The organism is Aquimarina muelleri DSM 19832 (assembly GCF_000430665.1).
Taxonomy (GTDB): Bacteria; Bacteroidota; Bacteroidia; order Flavobacteriales; family Flavobacteriaceae; genus Aquimarina; species Aquimarina muelleri.
On sequence record NZ_AUML01000034.1, the window covers coordinates 1 to 15,841 of the forward strand.

The 15,841-nt window shown below is 31.6% G+C and carries 16 protein-coding genes; 7 read left to right on the forward strand and 9 right to left on the reverse strand.

All coding sequences use genetic code 11. From position 1 onward, the window contains the following. The 3 genes from H527_RS0113875 to H527_RS0113885 form a co-directional block, all read left to right on the forward strand. On the forward strand, positions 1–314 hold a 314-nt coding region (locus tag H527_RS0113875; protein WP_027413269.1), incomplete at its 5' end, for a transposase. Between the two features lie 235 nt (positions 315–549). Beyond that, positions 550–855 carry a helix-turn-helix domain-containing protein gene (locus H527_RS0113880; protein ID WP_027413270.1) on the forward strand — a complete coding sequence of 102 codons (306 nt, stop codon included), beginning with the start codon at positions 550–552 and terminating at the stop codon, positions 853–855. Between the two features lie 307 nt (positions 856–1,162). Then, positions 1,163–1,510, forward strand: coding sequence for a hypothetical protein (locus H527_RS0113885; protein WP_027413271.1), 348 nt, complete (start codon positions 1,163–1,165; stop codon positions 1,508–1,510). Between the two features lie 248 nt (positions 1,511–1,758). Here H527_RS0113885 and H527_RS22165 read toward each other — a convergent pair whose 3' ends face one another. The 4 genes from H527_RS22165 to H527_RS0113905 all read right to left on the reverse strand — a co-directional run bounded on the left by H527_RS22165 (position 1,759) and on the right by H527_RS0113905 (position 5,318). Further along, complete coding sequence (locus H527_RS22165; RefSeq protein ID WP_051316770.1) at positions 1,759–2,865, reverse strand: glycoside hydrolase family 3 N-terminal domain-containing protein; 1,107 nt, start codon at positions 2,863–2,865, stop codon at positions 1,759–1,761. Positions 2,866–2,971: 106 nt separating this feature from the next. After that, the gene (locus tag H527_RS0113895) at positions 2,972–3,817 is read right to left on the reverse strand and encodes a sulfurtransferase (RefSeq protein WP_035088224.1); all 846 of its coding nucleotides are present in this window, start codon (positions 3,815–3,817) and stop codon (positions 2,972–2,974) included. Between the two features lie 18 nt (positions 3,818–3,835). Beyond that, a complete protein-coding gene (locus H527_RS0113900; RefSeq protein ID WP_035088225.1) occupies positions 3,836–4,291 on the reverse strand; it encodes a nuclear transport factor 2 family protein in 456 nt (151 codons plus the stop codon). 31 nt (positions 4,292–4,322) lie between these two features. Further along, entirely contained in the window at positions 4,323–5,318 is a 996-nt protein-coding gene (locus H527_RS0113905; protein WP_027413274.1) for an NAD(P)H-dependent glycerol-3-phosphate dehydrogenase, read from the reverse strand. 122 nt (positions 5,319–5,440) lie between these two features. On the opposite strand from H527_RS0113905, the gene H527_RS0113910 reads away from it, so the two are divergent. The 3 genes from H527_RS0113910 (at position 5,441) to H527_RS0113920 (ending at position 8,925) form a co-directional block, all read left to right on the forward strand. Further along, on the forward strand, positions 5,441–6,385 hold the full coding sequence (locus H527_RS0113910; RefSeq protein ID WP_027413275.1) for a hypothetical protein: 945 nt from the start codon (positions 5,441–5,443) through the stop codon (positions 6,383–6,385). A 393-nt stretch (positions 6,386–6,778) separates the two neighbouring features. Continuing rightward, a complete protein-coding gene (gene amaB / locus H527_RS0113915; protein ID WP_027413276.1) occupies positions 6,779–8,332 on the forward strand; it encodes an L-piperidine-6-carboxylate dehydrogenase in 1,554 nt (517 codons plus the stop codon). 224 nt (positions 8,333–8,556) lie between these two features. Beyond that, positions 8,557–8,925, forward strand: coding sequence for a hypothetical protein (locus H527_RS0113920; RefSeq protein WP_027413277.1), 369 nt, complete (start codon positions 8,557–8,559; stop codon positions 8,923–8,925). Between the two features lie 185 nt (positions 8,926–9,110). Here the strand turns inward: H527_RS0113920 and H527_RS0113925 are convergent, their stop codons facing one another. The 5 genes from H527_RS0113925 to H527_RS0113945 form a co-directional block, all read right to left on the reverse strand. Then, positions 9,111–10,217 (reverse strand): TFIIB-type zinc ribbon-containing protein, encoded by a 1,107-nt coding sequence (locus H527_RS0113925; protein WP_027413278.1) that lies wholly within the window; start codon positions 10,215–10,217, stop codon positions 9,111–9,113. 202 nt (positions 10,218–10,419) lie between these two features. Then, positions 10,420–11,556, reverse strand: a complete 1,137-nt coding sequence (locus H527_RS0113930) for an SPFH domain-containing protein (protein ID WP_027413279.1) — start codon at positions 11,554–11,556, stop codon at positions 10,420–10,422. Between the two features lie 67 nt (positions 11,557–11,623). Next, positions 11,624–12,352 carry a metallophosphoesterase family protein gene (locus H527_RS0113935; protein ID WP_027413280.1) on the reverse strand — a complete coding sequence of 243 codons (729 nt, stop codon included), beginning with the start codon at positions 12,350–12,352 and terminating at the stop codon, positions 11,624–11,626. 91 nt (positions 12,353–12,443) lie between these two features. After that, positions 12,444–13,580 (reverse strand): ATP-binding protein, encoded by a 1,137-nt coding sequence (locus H527_RS0113940; protein WP_027413281.1) that lies wholly within the window; start codon positions 13,578–13,580, stop codon positions 12,444–12,446. 86 nt (positions 13,581–13,666) lie between these two features. Beyond that, the gene (locus H527_RS0113945; protein ID WP_027413282.1) at positions 13,667–14,419 is read right to left on the reverse strand and encodes an SDR family NAD(P)-dependent oxidoreductase; all 753 of its coding nucleotides are present in this window, start codon (positions 14,417–14,419) and stop codon (positions 13,667–13,669) included. 336 nt (positions 14,420–14,755) lie between these two features. Between H527_RS0113945 and H527_RS0113950 the strand changes: the two genes are divergently transcribed. Continuing rightward, a complete protein-coding gene (locus tag H527_RS0113950; RefSeq protein ID WP_027413283.1) occupies positions 14,756–15,757 on the forward strand; it encodes an AAA family ATPase in 1,002 nt (333 codons plus the stop codon). Positions 15,758–15,841: the final 84 nt, after the last annotated feature.

The window sequence follows — 15,841 nt, forward strand, 5'->3', positions numbered from 1 at the left end:
AAGGATATATTTCCAAAGAGTTAGCCAACTTACTCTTTGATCAAGGCTTACACCTAGTAACAGGTATTAGAAACAATATGAAAAATGTATTAATGACACTAAGAGATAAAATATTGCTTCGCAAAAGATCAGTTATAGAAACTATCAATGATCAACTTAAAAACATCGCTCAAGCTGAACATTCCAGACACAGAAGTTTTGGAAATTTCATCACTAATTTAGTGGCTAGTCTAATAGCATACTCCTTTCAAGAAAAGAAACCAAGTATCAAATTTGAAACACAAAAATCTGAACAATTGACTCTTTTCTGTTAAATCCTTACGTCGAACTCAGGTTACAATTATTCCGAAGAGGAATTCTAGGAATTTTAAGTAAAGTAGAAATAGATAGTAAGGATCAAGTATTAACAGAACATTTAAAAAATGTATATAAATTGTTGGACTGCATGTCTGTGATAAAGCAATCTGTGTGATATTTATCTAAAAAAGAAAACTAAGTTTATGAAAACATTAAAAAAAATAGTAAATTTGTCATATAACGACAAGTCAAATGAAAGAAACTTTTGGAGAGTATATCAAAATGCATAGGATAAACAAAGGATTAACCTTAACTCAATTGGCAGCTCAATTAGATTTAGATTCTGCAAATTTGAGTAAAATTGAAAACGGAAAACGTGATTTTGATCAAAAAAGACTCTCTAAATTGGCAGAGGTTTTTGATTTAAGTGCTAAGGAAGTAGAAGAGGAGTATGTAAGCGATCTCCTTGCAAAGCAAATTTATGAAATGGATTGCTCTACCGAATTGCTTAAAGTTGCAGAAGAAAAAGCAGAATATCGCAGAACATTAAAAAAATAATATTTTTCGCAGATTAAAGGTATTCATACCACAGGTTTAAATTGCACTTCCTACCCTTGCAATCCTGTTAATTTGTTAGTTTTTAATTATATAGTGGGAGAAATCCTATAATATAGATTAATAAAGAGAAAGCTAAGGATGTAATTTTTTATACTAGCTTTTAATTCGATAAAAATATATACCCGCTTCTTTTATGAAGATAGCACTTGGTATTGCATTTATAGATTTACTAAAAATGCATGCTTTAGCAAAGGCCGGGAACTACACTAATTTTATAAGACCATTGTAAACCAAAAAAAATGCACCTATGAAAATAGAGTTAGAGGCTCGGGATTTTCCGAAATTTAAATTATCGACAAATCAGGATTTGATTTTGTTTCTTATTAAAAATGAATTGTTAAGTACTAGATTCTTAAATCAATTAGAGTCGATAGGTTTTGACACTTCTTCTTTTGGTATCGACCTTAGTATTGTGATTTTATCCTTAATGGGGTTTGAAAATCGAACAGATAGTTTTTGGGAATGGTATTATACAAATTTAGAAGCCTATGTTTTTAAAATAAACACACCAGATTATGAGGTTGTAAATTCAACTGCTTTTGATTTTTATATAGTGTTAAAAACTAAGTTAAAAGAAGAACAAAAGAAGGGGTGATATCCTTTTAATATACTTTTTAATAGGGGTTTATTGTTCTGGTATTTTATCTGTAATTGTTGTATTTACTATTTTTTGTTTCTATAATTTGTGTGAAACTCTTAAGTTATTCTTGATATGGTTATGTTTTATTGATTCCTATGTTTTTGTGTATTTGTGATTTTTTTAATTCTATGATAATTTAGTATTAAAAACAAACTGGTCATGATAAGCAGAAGGCAGATGTTACAATAAATTTATAGCGCAATTTATTGTATTACTCCTGCACAAATTTTTAAACGTAATATTTTTTTTACGGATTGCATTACTTGTTTTTTATAAGCGGCATCCGTTTTTATTTCAGAAAGAATAGTATTAATGGTATTTATTTCATTTTGTGGCATTAGGATTAGATCACAACCTGCTTTGGATGCTAAAAGAGGTGCGTTATCAAGAATAGTGACAGCTTTCATAATATTCATAGCATCTGATATAATAACGCCTTTAAACCCCATCTTTTGTTTTAATAAACCAGTTATGATATTTTTAGAACAACTTGAAGGTAACCCATTAGTGTCGTACTCTTTATTGTTTTTAATAGTAATATGAGCAATCATGATGGATAGAACTCCATCTTCGATTATTTTTTTATAATTATCCACTTCTTGTAGATCTCCATCAATATATACACTTTGTTTGTGGGTGTCTCCTTTTACAAGACCATGTCCAGGAAAATGTTTAGCAGTAGCAATAATACCACCTTCTTGAGTACATTTTATGAATTGATTAGCTAAATGAATTACAGTGTCTTTATCGCTACCATAACTTCGGGATTTAATTGCTTCGTTACTAGAGCTAACATCTAATACAGGTGCATAATTATGGTGTACACCAATATCCCTTAGTTCACGATTTATAATATTTACAACAGAATCAGATTGTGCATCGTTTTTAATATCAATCGTTTTACCAACATCTTTAGCGCCTTTAATTCTACTTGCAAATAGACTAGGTTCTGCATCCATACTAAATAACAAAGGGATCGTTTTATTTTTGGAGCTAATATCATTAAGAGCAGTTATATCCTCTGTATGTTTTTGCTTATTACCTTTTAGGTAAACCACTCCTCCAATAGCATCTTGCATTGCTAATTTTTTTACCGTTGCTTCTGATTTGCCAATTTCACCACCAGAGGTAATAATCATTTGGGCTACCTTTTGTCGATCAGTTAATGTGTTAAAAATAGAATCTACTGTAAATTCTAATTCAGAATCATAATTATAAAAGTCCTGTAAGTTAAATTTTGGAGCTTTTTGAGCATAATTGCTTATGGATATTAGAAAGGCAAAAAACGTTAATCTAAAAAAATAATTCATATACTAAATAATTCAAAATTTTAAATGTAAAATAGGAAAGCAACAAATTTCAATACTTTTATGGTTATCTACCAGATCCATTGCTTTATATTTTTTGGTATTATATTTAACACTGTATAGGTACTCTATCAAGTTGTCCCCATTCGCTCCAAGATCCATCATAAACAGATATTTTGTGGTATTCTGCTATTTCTGCGGCAAGCATTATAATACAGGCTGTAATTCCTGATCCACAGGTAAATATAAGTTCTTTATTATCTATATTATAATTTTTAAAAACCTCTTGTAATTCAGTATGGGTTTTCATTTTGTTTTTGTCTAACACCATAGTATATGGCAAGTTTACAGAGTTAGGTATATGACCTCCTTTAAGGCTTTTTCTTGGTTCTGGCTCTTTTGCAATAAATCTGCCATGAGACCGAGCATCTATAGTAAGTGAATTTTCATTATCGATTTCAATTAATACAGTATTTGCAGTGGTAACTAGACTTGGTGTATAATTCGCCTTAAAGTTTCCGTAATTATATTCTGTTTTATTTTCTGGTTCGCATGGTAATTTAGCATTATGCCAAGCAGGTAACCCTCCGTTTAGTACCGCAACGTTTTGATGCCCCATTGCTTTGAACATCCACCAAGCTCTTGGGCTTGAGTAAATACCCAGAGTATCATAAATTATTATTTTATGATGTGAGCTTATGCCTAATTTTCTACACTCTTCAGAAAAATCATCTGGAGAGGGAAGCATATTTGGTATATTGGTATTTTTATCTGAAAATGAATTTTTTAAGTCAAAAAAACGAGCTCCTTTTATTTTGAGATCCAATTTTTGGAGATTCTCTTTAGAGGTTACTTTTTTAATAGAAGCATCAAGAATTATCAAGTCTGGATGATCTAAATGTTCAGCAAGCCAATCAATAGAGACAACAGGATTTGCTATTTTTAATGTTTTCATAAATTATAAATTTTGAAATCAGGAAGCCATAAACTTATCTAGCATTTTATTAGTTTGCCCTATTAGTTTTTTCTTAAAAAAGCCAGTGCCTCCTAGTAATACGCCTTTCCATCCCAGAGCTTGAGAAGCCCATTTATGTAGGTTAAAATGATCTATATGTTTTATAATTTTACCATCTTTAAATTCAAATTGTGCATCTATTTTATTATGAACAGACTTCCCTGTTTTGCTAAAAGTATACCATGCCTCCCAATGTGCAGATCCATTATGATTATTGGCTTTTATTAGCGAGAATTCTACTTTAAAGTTTTGTGCATTTTTACAAAGCATCTGCCACATCGCTTTTGCTTTGTCTCCTTTTAATTTTCCGAAAGCTGGATCTTTAAAAACCACATCATCATGATAACAAGAGATCATGGTTTTAGCATCTCTGTTATTTAATGCAGTATAGAATTTTTCAATAAGATTTTCCATAAGATTCGTAATAAAATAAAGATAGGTATAATTAATCTAGCTTATCGGTAAGTTTTTTAAATACTTTTTTTGGGTCTTTATTTTCATACAAAACATCATGTACAGCATCAATTATAGGGGTTCTTGTTGTTCTTGTTGCATCGAGTTCATAAGCAGTTTTGGCGGCATAGTATCCTTCTGCAATCATACTCATTTCCATTTGTGCACTTTTTACGGTGTATCCTTTACCAATCATGTTACCAAACATTCTATTTCTCGAAAAAGTAGAATATCCAGTTACTAATAAATCTCCCAAATAGGCAGAATCATTAATGTTACGTTTCATTTTATGCACTTTTTTAATAAAACGTTTCATTTCGCGAATGGCATTACTCATCAATACACTCTGAAAATTATCACCATAACCTAAACCATGAGCAATACCAGCGGCTACAGAATAAATATTTTTGAGTACCGCGGCATATTCTGTACCGATAATATCATCACTAGTTTTACATTTAATATAATCGCTACTTAGGCAATTAGCCATTATTTTAGCTTTTTCTTCATCATTAGAAGCAATAGTAAGGTAAGATAAACGCTCTAGAGCAACTTCTTCGGCATGGCAAGGCCCTGTAATTATACCAATGTTGTCGAAAGGGATATCATATTTGTCATGAAAGTGCTCTCCAACAATAAGTCCAGTTTCAGGAACAATACCTTTAATTGCAGAAAAAATAACTTTATCTTTTAAAGAAGCGGTAAGTTTTTGTAGTTCGCTATTTAGAAATGCAGATGGGATTGCGAAAATTAGATAATCAGCATTATTTACTGCTTCATTAATATCATTAGTTAGTTTTAGTTGATCGAGTTTAAATTCGACGGAACTTAAATAGTTAGGATTATGCTGTTGCCTTTTAATATGTTCTAAAGCATATGCACTTCGCATATACCATCCTACTTCGTTAAGGTTTTCGGTCAACATCTTAACGATGGCAGTTGCCCAGCTACCACCTCCTAATACTGCTAATTTTGGCTTTTTTTCCATAAAAGAGATTATGGCTCAAAAATAAGCAAAATAGACATCAAATTAAAAACCTCATAACTAGTGTTTTAAAATTTTGGCATACGTTTTGGTTTGTTAAAAATGAAATTGAAAACACACAGCGTATGAAAACGATAAAATTATTTTCGATTATTTTTTTAACCTCATTATTATTAACTTCTTGTGTAGAAGAGGTTATTATAGAAGAAGATGTATACATCGAACCACAACCGTTTGTTAATTCAAACACAGGAATGAGCCTTGGTACTTTGTTAAATATGTACGAGATATGGTATGTAGATATTGAACGTACGCAAGGTAATGTAGAGATTCCTTTTTTACAAAAAGCATTTACAGTTTCTTTTAAAAACGGTACTTTCTTTGCAAATAATAATTTGGTAGGGATGGGAAACAATGGTAATGGTTTTGGATTGGATGTTGGTATTTATGACCTATTTAGAAAGGAAGTGGATATTACTCATGATATTGATGGAAAATATACGTTTCAGGTTACTCAATTTTCGAATAATGAAATACAGCTATATGATATCCATTCACAAACGAGTTATTATCTAATTGGATACCAGCGTAACAACTTTGATTATGATAGAGTGTTTTATGATAATATCCATTATTTTCTTCAGGAATATAAAACTTGGGAAAAAGTATTTACAAGTGAATATGGAGTGTTAAATGAATTTGATAATGAAAATTATTTAAAATTCTCTTATCATGGATCTGGAGAAAATTTTAAAAGTTCTCAGGACGCTTTCGGAACTCCAATCCAGAATATTTTTTATGATTATACAGGTCATTATGAAATAAGAAATGTTATTAACACTTTTGATAAGAAAACTTTAACACTTGATTACGATTACTTGGGCAATGAATTCTTTGAATTGTCCGTTATAAATGATAATACAATTGAATTGTTTCATCCAGCGTCTAAAACAGTCTACCAATTTATTGGAAGAGGCTATATACAGTTTAAAAGCTCGGAAAATGAAAAGGCAACCCAGAGCAATAAAAAAAGATTTAAAAAAGCAGATTTTATAAAGCTTTCAAAATAAAAGTAAATACTACTTAAATAATAAAAACTTTTTGGTTGGTTATTTAGTTGGGAATCGCTCTACAAGAGAAATCTTGTCTGAGCGATTTCTTTTTTTAGATATCAAGAGTCTATTTTGATCTAGAAAGGTATTTAAAACTTAAATCTATTTTTGAATAATTTTTCAGAATCAATTCTGTATTTTTATAAATAGAACAATACTAATCCTATTATAGAGAAAAAAGCTTTTTAGAAAAAAGCAATCAATTTAATTTGTAAAACTTTAGTTTAGTGTAAAATTGATTTTTTTTAAATAGGTATTTAGTGAAATTATTCAAAATCAACCTAAGAATCAATCAAAATTTAATTTATCTCTAAAACACAGTATCTTTACCTTTTCAAAAGTAATAAATAGATGGCAACAGCAATATTAGATTTCGGAATTAAAGAAGCACTAAAACAACTAGGTGTTTCTGAACACAATAAAGGAACTTCAACTGGATTAAATTGGTTTTCTTCAAAAGAAACAATCGCGTCATATTCCCCGGTAGATGGAGAATTAATTGGTAAAGTAGAAATGACTACGTTAGCAGATTATGAAAATGTAATTCAAACTGCAACTGAAGCATTTAAAGAATGGAAAATAAAGCCAGCACCACTGCGCGGAGAGATTGTAAGACAATTTGGTGAAGAATTGCGGAAGCAAAAAGAAGCACTAGGTAAACTAGTTTCTTATGAAATGGGTAAATCTTATCAAGAAGGTTTGGGTGAGGTACAAGAGATGATAGATATTTGTGATTTTGCAGTAGGTTTATCTAGGCAATTACATGGTTTAACAATGCACTCAGAACGTCCTGGTCATAGAATGTATGAGCAGTATCATCCAATGGGGATCGTAGGAATAATTTCTGCATTTAATTTTCCTGTTGCAGTATGGGCATGGAATACCGCATTAGCATGGATTTGTGGAGATGTATGTGTTTGGAAACCTAGTGAAAAAACACCTCTTTGTGGGATTGCTTGTCAAAATATTATAGCAAAAGTTTTAAAAGATAATAACCTGCCAGAAGGAATTTCTTGTTTGATTAATGGAGATTACAAAGTAGGAGAAATGATGACTACAGATAAGAGAATTCCTTTAATATCTGCAACCGGCTCTACCAGAATGGGTAAAATAGTTGGAGCAACGGTAGGACAACGTTTAGGGAAATCACTTTTAGAATTAGGAGGTAACAATGCAATTATTGTTACACCAGATGCAGATATCAAAATGACAGTGATAGGAGCAGTGTTTGGAGCAGTAGGAACTGCAGGGCAACGTTGTACATCGACACGTCGATTAATTATTCATGAATCTATATATGATAAAGTAAAAAACGCAGTAGTTGCTGCTTATGGACAATTAAGAATTGGAAATCCTTTGGATGAAAATAATCATGTGGGCCCATTAATTGATACCGATGCAGTAAAAGGATATCAAAATGCTTTACAGAAAGTAGTAGAAGAAGGAGGAAATATCGTAGTAGAAGGAGGTGTACTTTCTGGAGAAGGATATGAAAGTGGATGTTATGTAAAACCAGCTATAGCCGAAGCTAATAATAGCTTTGAGATTGTACAACATGAAACATTTGCTCCAGTATTATATCTTTTGAAGTATAACGGAGATGTAGAAAATGCTATTGAAGTTCAAAATGGAGTAACTCAGGGATTATCTTCTGCAATTATGACAAATAATTTGCGTGAAGCAGAACGTTTCTTATCTCATGCTGGTTCGGATTGCGGAATTGCTAATGTAAATATTGGCACTTCTGGAGCAGAGATAGGAGGTGCATTTGGTGGTGAAAAAGAAACAGGTGGAGGTCGTGAATCAGGATCTGATGCTTGGAAAGTATATATGCGTCGCCAAACAAATACGATAAACTATACCACAGAGTTGCCTTTGGCACAAGGAATTAAATTTGATCTATAACGCACATAATTTCTGAATTTTAAATTTAATAAAAAAAGCATTCTTTTTTAGAATGCTTTTTTTATAGACAACTTTTTAAAAATAACAAACGTTTATTTTTAAGATAAGCAACCTTACGATTTAATAAGCATCTTGTGTAAAGAACAATGTATTATTTTTGGTTTAAAAACAAAAAAACCACATCAGTTCACAATAAATAATGTCGAAATAAAGTTACGAAACATATGAAAAAAACTTTAATACTCTTTTTATTACTTTTTTATGCTTGTAGTAATGATGACAGGACTCAAGATCCTGTATTATGCACAGAAGAGGCTAGACCAGGAATAGAAGTAACGGTAAAAGATACAGAAGATAATATGTTTCTGGTAAAAGATGTTACCGTTGTGGCTGTAGATAACGAATATAGAGAAACCCTTAAAAACGTATCAGGAACAAATATTTTTATCGGCGCATATGAAAGAACGGGAAATTATACAGTTGTAACTAATAAAACTAATTATGTTCAAGCCACCAGTGATTTAGTAATTGTGACCAAAGATGATTGCCATGTTATCACAAAAAGCATAGAAGTTTTCTTGAATAAGAAATGATAAAAATGTTTTTTGGGATTATGTTTAGAGTTATTTATAAATAAGCTCAACTCAAAAAAGTTTAAAAGATATAAACTGTTTCTATTTTTAGGTTTTTGTTCTAAAATCGTTTCTTTATTTCTTTAAAATACTTAATTGTATATTATTTATATTAGAAAAAACTAAAATATATATCAATAGATTTATTATTGCTTTTCTGAAATCCAAAAAATTACAGCTACAAGAATAAGTATGCATACTATAAAGAAAAATATTTTCCAGAAAGAGTATGGTCTGTTACCAGAGATGACTCCTGTTTGCCCATTAATAAAGAAGTTATACTTTTTGCCACTATACCGGTATGCACTAATATATACAGGGAGTAAAATATGCTTAAAGGTTTCGTTGCTTAAACTCATATCTACATGATGTACTCTTTGGGTATCTCCCCCAATATCTTGTTTTGCCCAAGAAACAGCTATTTTTTCTGCTTCTTTGGTAGAGGATAGGTGACCATCTTTTAGCGGGATAGTGTATTTTTCGGTTATAAAACCCGCTAAAAAACTAGTATTAAAAGATTCTAAAGCGTCCAGATTCCAATTTGCTATTTTTTGCGGAATGGGGTTTTTATTTTGGTGTGATGCTTTAATTAATGTATCATCTACAAAACCCGTTACATTTCCGCTTGCGGATGACCATCTTGTTCTTCGCTCTTGTCTTGTTCTCGATACTGTTTTACCATTTACTGTTTCGGTATAAGGAACATTTACATAATAATAGTCTCCCCGCTCACCAGTATAGTTTGCATATAATTGTGCATCAAAAGTCCAATAGGGTAAATACAACCCTTTGGTATTTTCTGGATCTAAGGTTGCTTTTTTAAGGTTATTTGGCGCAAACCATAACCCTTTTACCCATTTAGAAAATATCTGATGCGATTTTTTTTGATCAAATTGAAAAGGAAGAACGGCTCCTGGTAGTATCCAATCCTCTTTATATGCGTCTTCTATAATTAAAGGCATAGTGCAATAGACACAATGCAAGGATTTGTAGTTTTCTTCGATATGCTGATTGGCACCACAGTTTTTGCAATGTAACATTAGGATTTCTTCAGAATGAGACAGAGAACCCATTTCTTGCAGATAGGGTTTAAGTTCTAATTCCTGAAATCCATTTTGATTTGGTGCAATCATTTCGTCATGACCACAATACTCACAAGTTATGGTTGAGGTGCCAGGTTTGTATTTTAATTCTGCACCACAATTAGAACAAGATTTTTTCTGTTCTGATATTGCTTTTTTTTCTTCTTCCATATATAAATATCATGAGGATGTCTAAAAAGCTAAAAATAGTATATTTCGACAAGCTCAATACGATATCCGAATACCATGGCATTGGTCTGAACTTGTCATAAACCAATTTATAATCTATTGGTTAAAAACTTTGATAGCGTTATTATTTTTAGTTCTCCTCCTTTATACGTTCATAAATCTCATGAATGTAAATGAAATAAAATTATATTCCTGGTAATGGTGGAGGAGTGTTTCCACCTAAAAATGACTTTAACTCTTCAATATCTTTAAGAGCTGTCCAATTACTCATTCCTTGTTTCCAGATTAAAGAATCTTTATTTATGGTTCTATTGGCAAATAATACTTTTAATTGATCAAACGATGCCGGGCCTGCTTGTTGCCCATTTTGTGCATAAAAGTATTGTACTTGTACTGGCATTGGAGGTGGAGCAAGGGGTGTAGTTTGTTGGGGTTGTATTGGTTGTTGTCCTGTCATAGGATTCATCATACCACCCATTTGTTGGGCAAGAACAAACCCCATTCCCATGCCCATTCCTGCACCTGCTGTTCCTCCTTCGTTTGCAGCGGCAGCTTCGATAGCTTTTGCAGTTTTAAACTTAGTTAGCTTATCCAGATCTAATTTATCTATCCTGCTATATTCAAATATTTCTTTTTTCAGCTCCTCTGGCATAGAAACATTTTCGATAAAGAATTTTTCGAGAGAAATACCTACAGAATTAAATTCATGCTGCATTACTTCTAAACAAGTATCAGATAGTTCTGAGGTGTTGGCAGCATATAACTCAATAGGTAAATTAGCTTCGCCTATAGTATCTGTAAATCGTGTAGAAATTAAACTTTTTAAATGCTCATTAATTTCAAAATTAGTAAAATTGGCATCTGTTCCTACGATATCGACTACAAATTTACCTGCATCATTAATCTTAAAAGCGTATGTACCAAAAGCACGAATCTCTACTAACCCAAAACGATCATCATTTAAAGTAATAGGGTTTTTGGTTCCCCACTTTTCATTAGTGAATAAGTGAGTGTTTACAAAATATACTTCTGCTTTAAAAGGACTGTTAAATCCATGCTTCCAGCCTTTTAGAGTAGTGAGAATAGGTAGGTTTTGTGTGCTTAAAGTATGGGTTCCTGGTGTGAATATATCTGCTAGTTGTCCTTCATTTATAAAAACTGCTGTTTGTCCTTCTCTTACAATAAGCTGCGCCCCATTTTTAATTTCATTTTGATATCTTTCGAATCTATGAACAATGGTGTCGTCTGTATAGTCTAACCATTCTATAATATCTATAAACTCGTGGCTAAGTTTTTTCTTTATTTCGTCAAAAATTCCCATGAATGAATTGGTTTTTAATTTGTGTTTTAAAACTACGAAAATAGAATGATCGAAGAAAAATTAATTTCTAATTTCTTCCTTTTTCGTTTGGATACAAGGTGTAAACTGGATCGCTTTGCCAATATTCCTTAGAGTTTATGTCCATTATGGTCAGGGGTCCTTTAAAAGCAGCCCCAGTATCCAGATTCCAAACACAGGTAGCTTGCACAGGTATAGTTTTGTTAATTCTGGTAACTGGTGTGTGCCCTATATAGATTTCATGAAATAACAGTAATCTTTTAGGATAGGTTATGTCGGTTTTTTTAAGACTTGGATCTAAGGATAGTGCCGTTTCCCATAAGGTTCTATCCCAATACAATAATTTGCTAAAATATTCTTGATCAGGACCATGAAGATTGGTAAACCCTGCATGCAGAAATAAACGGTTGTCTTTATCTACATAATAATTAAGTAAATTTTTGTAGAACTGTAGATGTCTATCTATTTCTTCTTCTGATAATTTTGCATAGGATTCTATAGTAGCCCGCCCACCATGTTTTATCCAATCTGGATTATATGTTTTTTCGGTTAACCATGTATAGGATAACTGATCGTGATTGCCTCTGATAAAAATACATTTGTGCATTTTTTTTAATTCAATTAAAAAAGAAACTAAAGCTGCACTATCACTCCATCCATCTACATAATCTCCTAAAAATATAAGGGTGTCTTGTGTTGTTACTTCTGCTCTTTTAAGTACTTGTTTTAATGCTTGTAAAGCACCATGAATATCTCCAATTACTAAAATTCTACTCATGTGTTATTTAATTGTGGTTAGTGACTATCTGTTGGTTGGGTTTTTAGAGCACATGATATTATTGGATATATTTTATACATACTAAAGTGTTTTAGTTGTATCTTACTTTTCGTAAAACTCTAATACTTTCTTTATATAGAGAATACAAGTTTTCATCATACATTTTTATATAAGGTTTTGCTTCTTCTAGTTTTTCTTTTGCGTCATTAAAATCATTAAAATAGCAAATCAGATAAGTAGCAGGAAGATTGATAATGTCTTTTTCTTCATTTTTAGATAAAGGAATTTTTTGTTTCAATTTTTCGAGTAATGCATTATTGCTATTATACAGGTGATATAATATTTTATGATCAAATTTAGGTGGTTCAAAAAGAAGTTTACTTTCTATATCATAGCTGGCATTTTCTTTAAAAGTAATTACAACTTGTTCCAAAGGATAATATCTAAAAGTATCTTGAAATCCCAATTGTACGTATTCTATGATTTTAAATTGATCTTCAGTTAAGGAGATACTTACTTCGTCTAGTTCTGAGTAGAAAAGTTTTACATGTTCATTAATTAGTTCGATATCTACACGAGAGTAGTATATTTCACCGTTTTGTCGTTTTTCTTTTGCTGCCCAACAAACCACAAAATACTCTTTAAATACTTTATATGTAGGGTTATAATCCGTTCTTGAGTTCATAAAATGAAAAACCCCATCTAGTGTAAGTTCTATATTGTTTTGCGCATGACTTTCGATAGCGTTTACAATTTCTGAATTAACATCTTTGATATCGATATCAAAAACTTTAGGCATACTTATACTGCCATCTCTAAAAAATACACTGCCGCCATAATATTTCCAGATATTTTTACGAAGAGAACAGAGTTTGCCATCTTTTGGACGAATAGTAACCAAACCAATTACTTTATCTGACGGAAGATGAGGAAAAGGGATATTTTCATAGGAAACGATAGGAGGATTAGATAAATACGCGTTAACCAAATTTTGGATTTTACTATCATCAAAAAAATCGACTCCAACGATCTGGTTGTCTTCATCCTCTACACCTATAACGATATAGGAGTTGTTTTTTGGGTTAGAGTTTGCAAGAGCACAGATATGTTTTAAGAATTTAGCTTTTCCTTCTTTTTCGCCAATATTAAGCTTACGCTTCTTATCATAAAAACTGTTTTCGTCATTATGTGCCAGTAGGTTTTTGATAAGTAGACGTTTGTTGATCATTCCTTATAATGAAGTTGTTTAAACTTTTTCCCAAGATAAACTTAACTATTTTTACTGGGTAAGCAATGTAATAGAGAATAAAGAAATTATAAACTTTTATTAATCATTGTGCTACTGGCTTGTGCAGTAGGAAATACTACAAGATCTGCTATGTTAACATGATATGGGCGGGTAACCACAAAGGCAATAATATCGGCAATATCTTCTGGAGTTAAAGGGGCGTAACCTTTATATACATTATCTGCTTTTTGGTCATCTCCTTTAAATCGTACATTACTAAACTCTGTTTGTACTAAACCAGGATGAATACCGCCAACACGTATTCCATATTGGTTAAGATCCATTCGCATTCCTTTATTGATTGCATCTACAGCGTGTTTACTGGCGCAGTATACATTTCCATTTGGGTATACTTCTTTTGCAGCGGTAGAACCGATGTTAATAATATGTCCTGATTTTTGTGCTATCATTTTTGGGATAATAGCTTTAGATACATATAATAAACCTTTTACGTTAATATCTATCATAGCATCCCAATCTTCCAGATTTCCGGTTTGAATAGGGTCAAGACCATGGGCGTTACCTGCATTATTTATAAGAATATCGATTGTTTTAAAAGCTTCAGGAAGATTTTCGATAGCAGAAAAAACCATTTTTTTATCTCTAACATCAAAGCATAACGTATGGACTTGTACTTTTTTGCTTAGCTCGTTTTTTAATAGGTCTAATCGATCCTGTCTTCTACCGCAAAGGATAAGCTTTATATTAAGTTTAGCAAACTCTATTGCAGTAGATTTACCTATTCCGCTAGTTGCTCCTGTTATTAATGCTGTTTTCATTTTATGTTTTTAAGATTGTTTTGTTTATTTAGAATGCAGTAAAAAGAAGTGTAATTATATAAAGAAAAAGAAATATTTTTTTTGTTTACTAGTTTTTTAAAAAATGCAACGCGAGTATAAAATCATCGTCTTTTGATAAACTCATCATGAAAATGATGAAAATTTGTGCGTCTATTTTTTTGTAAAAGAAGGTTAAATATAGTTTAAATATTGTGTTTTTTATATGTTTTTAAGAGTACATTTAACCAAGAATTAACAAGAAAGAGAAAATTATTTCGACAATTTGCAATGTTGGATTAGTAATATTAAATTCACGACTTTAAAAAAATAAAATAAATGGAAGAGAACAGTTCTATTGATATTGCTTCAATTAACCAAAAGATAGAGAGAGAATCTGCCTTTGTAGATTTGCTAACCTTAGAAATGAATAAGGTGATTGTGGGTCAAAAACACATGGTTGAACGTTTACTTATTGGGTTATTAGGGCAAGGCCATATTTTGTTGGAAGGAGTTCCTGGATTAGCAAAGACATTAGCGATAAATACCCTGTCTAAAGCCGTTCATGGTAGTTTTAGCCGTATCCAGTTTACCCCAGATTTACTACCTGCAGATGTAGTAGGAACCCTTATTTTTAATATGAAAGAGAATGATTTTTCTATTAAAAAAGGACCCATTTTTGCTAATTTCGTTTTAGCAGATGAGATTAACCGTGCGCCGGCAAAAGTACAAAGTGCTTTGTTGGAAGCAATGCAGGAAAAACAAGTAACCATAGGGGACGAGACCTTTATATTAGATAAGCCATTTTTGGTAATGGCGACTCAAAACCCTGTAGAGCAAGAAGGAACTTATCCTTTACCAGAAGCCCAAGTCGATCGTTTTATGTTAAAAACGGTTATTGATTATCCAAAATTAGACGAAGAACAACTAATTATTAGAGCAAACCTTAAAGGTTCTTTTGAAAAAGTAAACCCAGTAGTTTCTATAGAGCAAATTCTAAGCGCGCAGAAAGCCGTTAGAGAGGTGTATATGGATGAAAAAATCGAAAAATATATTCTGGATATTGTTTTTGCAACTCGTTATCCAGAAAAATATGGATTAGAAGAATTAAAACCACTAATCAATTTTGGAGCATCACCACGTGGTAGTATTAATTTGGCAACTGCTGCAAAATGTTATGCTTTTATTAAGAGAAGAGGATATGTAATTCCAGAAGATGTTCGAGCAATAATTCATGATGTACTACGTCATCGTATTGGAATCACTTATGAAGCAGAAGCAGAAAATATAACCTCTGAAGATATTATAAACAAGATCGTAAACGAAATCGAAGTGCCTTAGTAGATGTTTTGCATCAGTACAAATTCCTAACTAATAAGTACAAAGCACTAAATATTTTGGGCTTTGTACTCTTTACTTAATATT

Bases quoted from the DNA above. Each gene is read 5' to 3' on its own strand.
- H527_RS0113940 (WP_027413281.1), bottom strand. From the start codon at position 13,580: ATGATCAACAAACGTCTACTTATCAAAAACCTACTGGCACATAATGAC.
- H527_RS0113910 (WP_027413275.1), top strand. From the start codon at position 5,441: ATGAAAACGATAAAATTATTTTCGATTATTTTTTTAACCTCATTATTA.
- H527_RS0113905 (WP_027413274.1), bottom strand. From the start codon at position 5,318: ATGGAAAAAAAGCCAAAATTAGCAGTATTAGGAGGTGGTAGCTGGGCA.
- H527_RS22165 (WP_051316770.1), bottom strand. From the start codon at position 2,865: ATGAATTATTTTTTTAGATTAACGTTTTTTGCCTTTCTAATATCCATA.
- H527_RS0113885 (WP_027413271.1), top strand. From the start codon at position 1,163: ATGAAAATAGAGTTAGAGGCTCGGGATTTTCCGAAATTTAAATTATCG.
- H527_RS0113880 (WP_027413270.1), top strand. From the start codon at position 550: ATGAAAGAAACTTTTGGAGAGTATATCAAAATGCATAGGATAAACAAA.
- H527_RS0113945 (WP_027413282.1), bottom strand. From the start codon at position 14,419: ATGAAAACAGCATTAATAACAGGAGCAACTAGCGGAATAGGTAAATCT.
- H527_RS0113900 (WP_035088225.1), bottom strand. From the start codon at position 4,291: ATGGAAAATCTTATTGAAAAATTCTATACTGCATTAAATAACAGAGAT.
- H527_RS0113920 (WP_027413277.1), top strand. From the start codon at position 8,557: ATGAAAAAAACTTTAATACTCTTTTTATTACTTTTTTATGCTTGTAGT.
- H527_RS0113895 (WP_035088224.1), bottom strand. From the start codon at position 3,817: ATGAAAACATTAAAAATAGCAAATCCTGTTGTCTCTATTGATTGGCTT.
- H527_RS0113935 (WP_027413280.1), bottom strand. From the start codon at position 12,352: ATGAGTAGAATTTTAGTAATTGGAGATATTCATGGTGCTTTACAAGCA.
- H527_RS0113950 (WP_027413283.1), top strand. From the start codon at position 14,756: ATGGAAGAGAACAGTTCTATTGATATTGCTTCAATTAACCAAAAGATA.
- H527_RS0113930 (WP_027413279.1), bottom strand. From the start codon at position 11,556: ATGGGAATTTTTGACGAAATAAAGAAAAAACTTAGCCACGAGTTTATA.
- amaB (WP_027413276.1), top strand. From the start codon at position 6,779: ATGGCAACAGCAATATTAGATTTCGGAATTAAAGAAGCACTAAAACAA.
- H527_RS0113925 (WP_027413278.1), bottom strand. From the start codon at position 10,217: ATGGAAGAAGAAAAAAAAGCAATATCAGAACAGAAAAAATCTTGTTCT.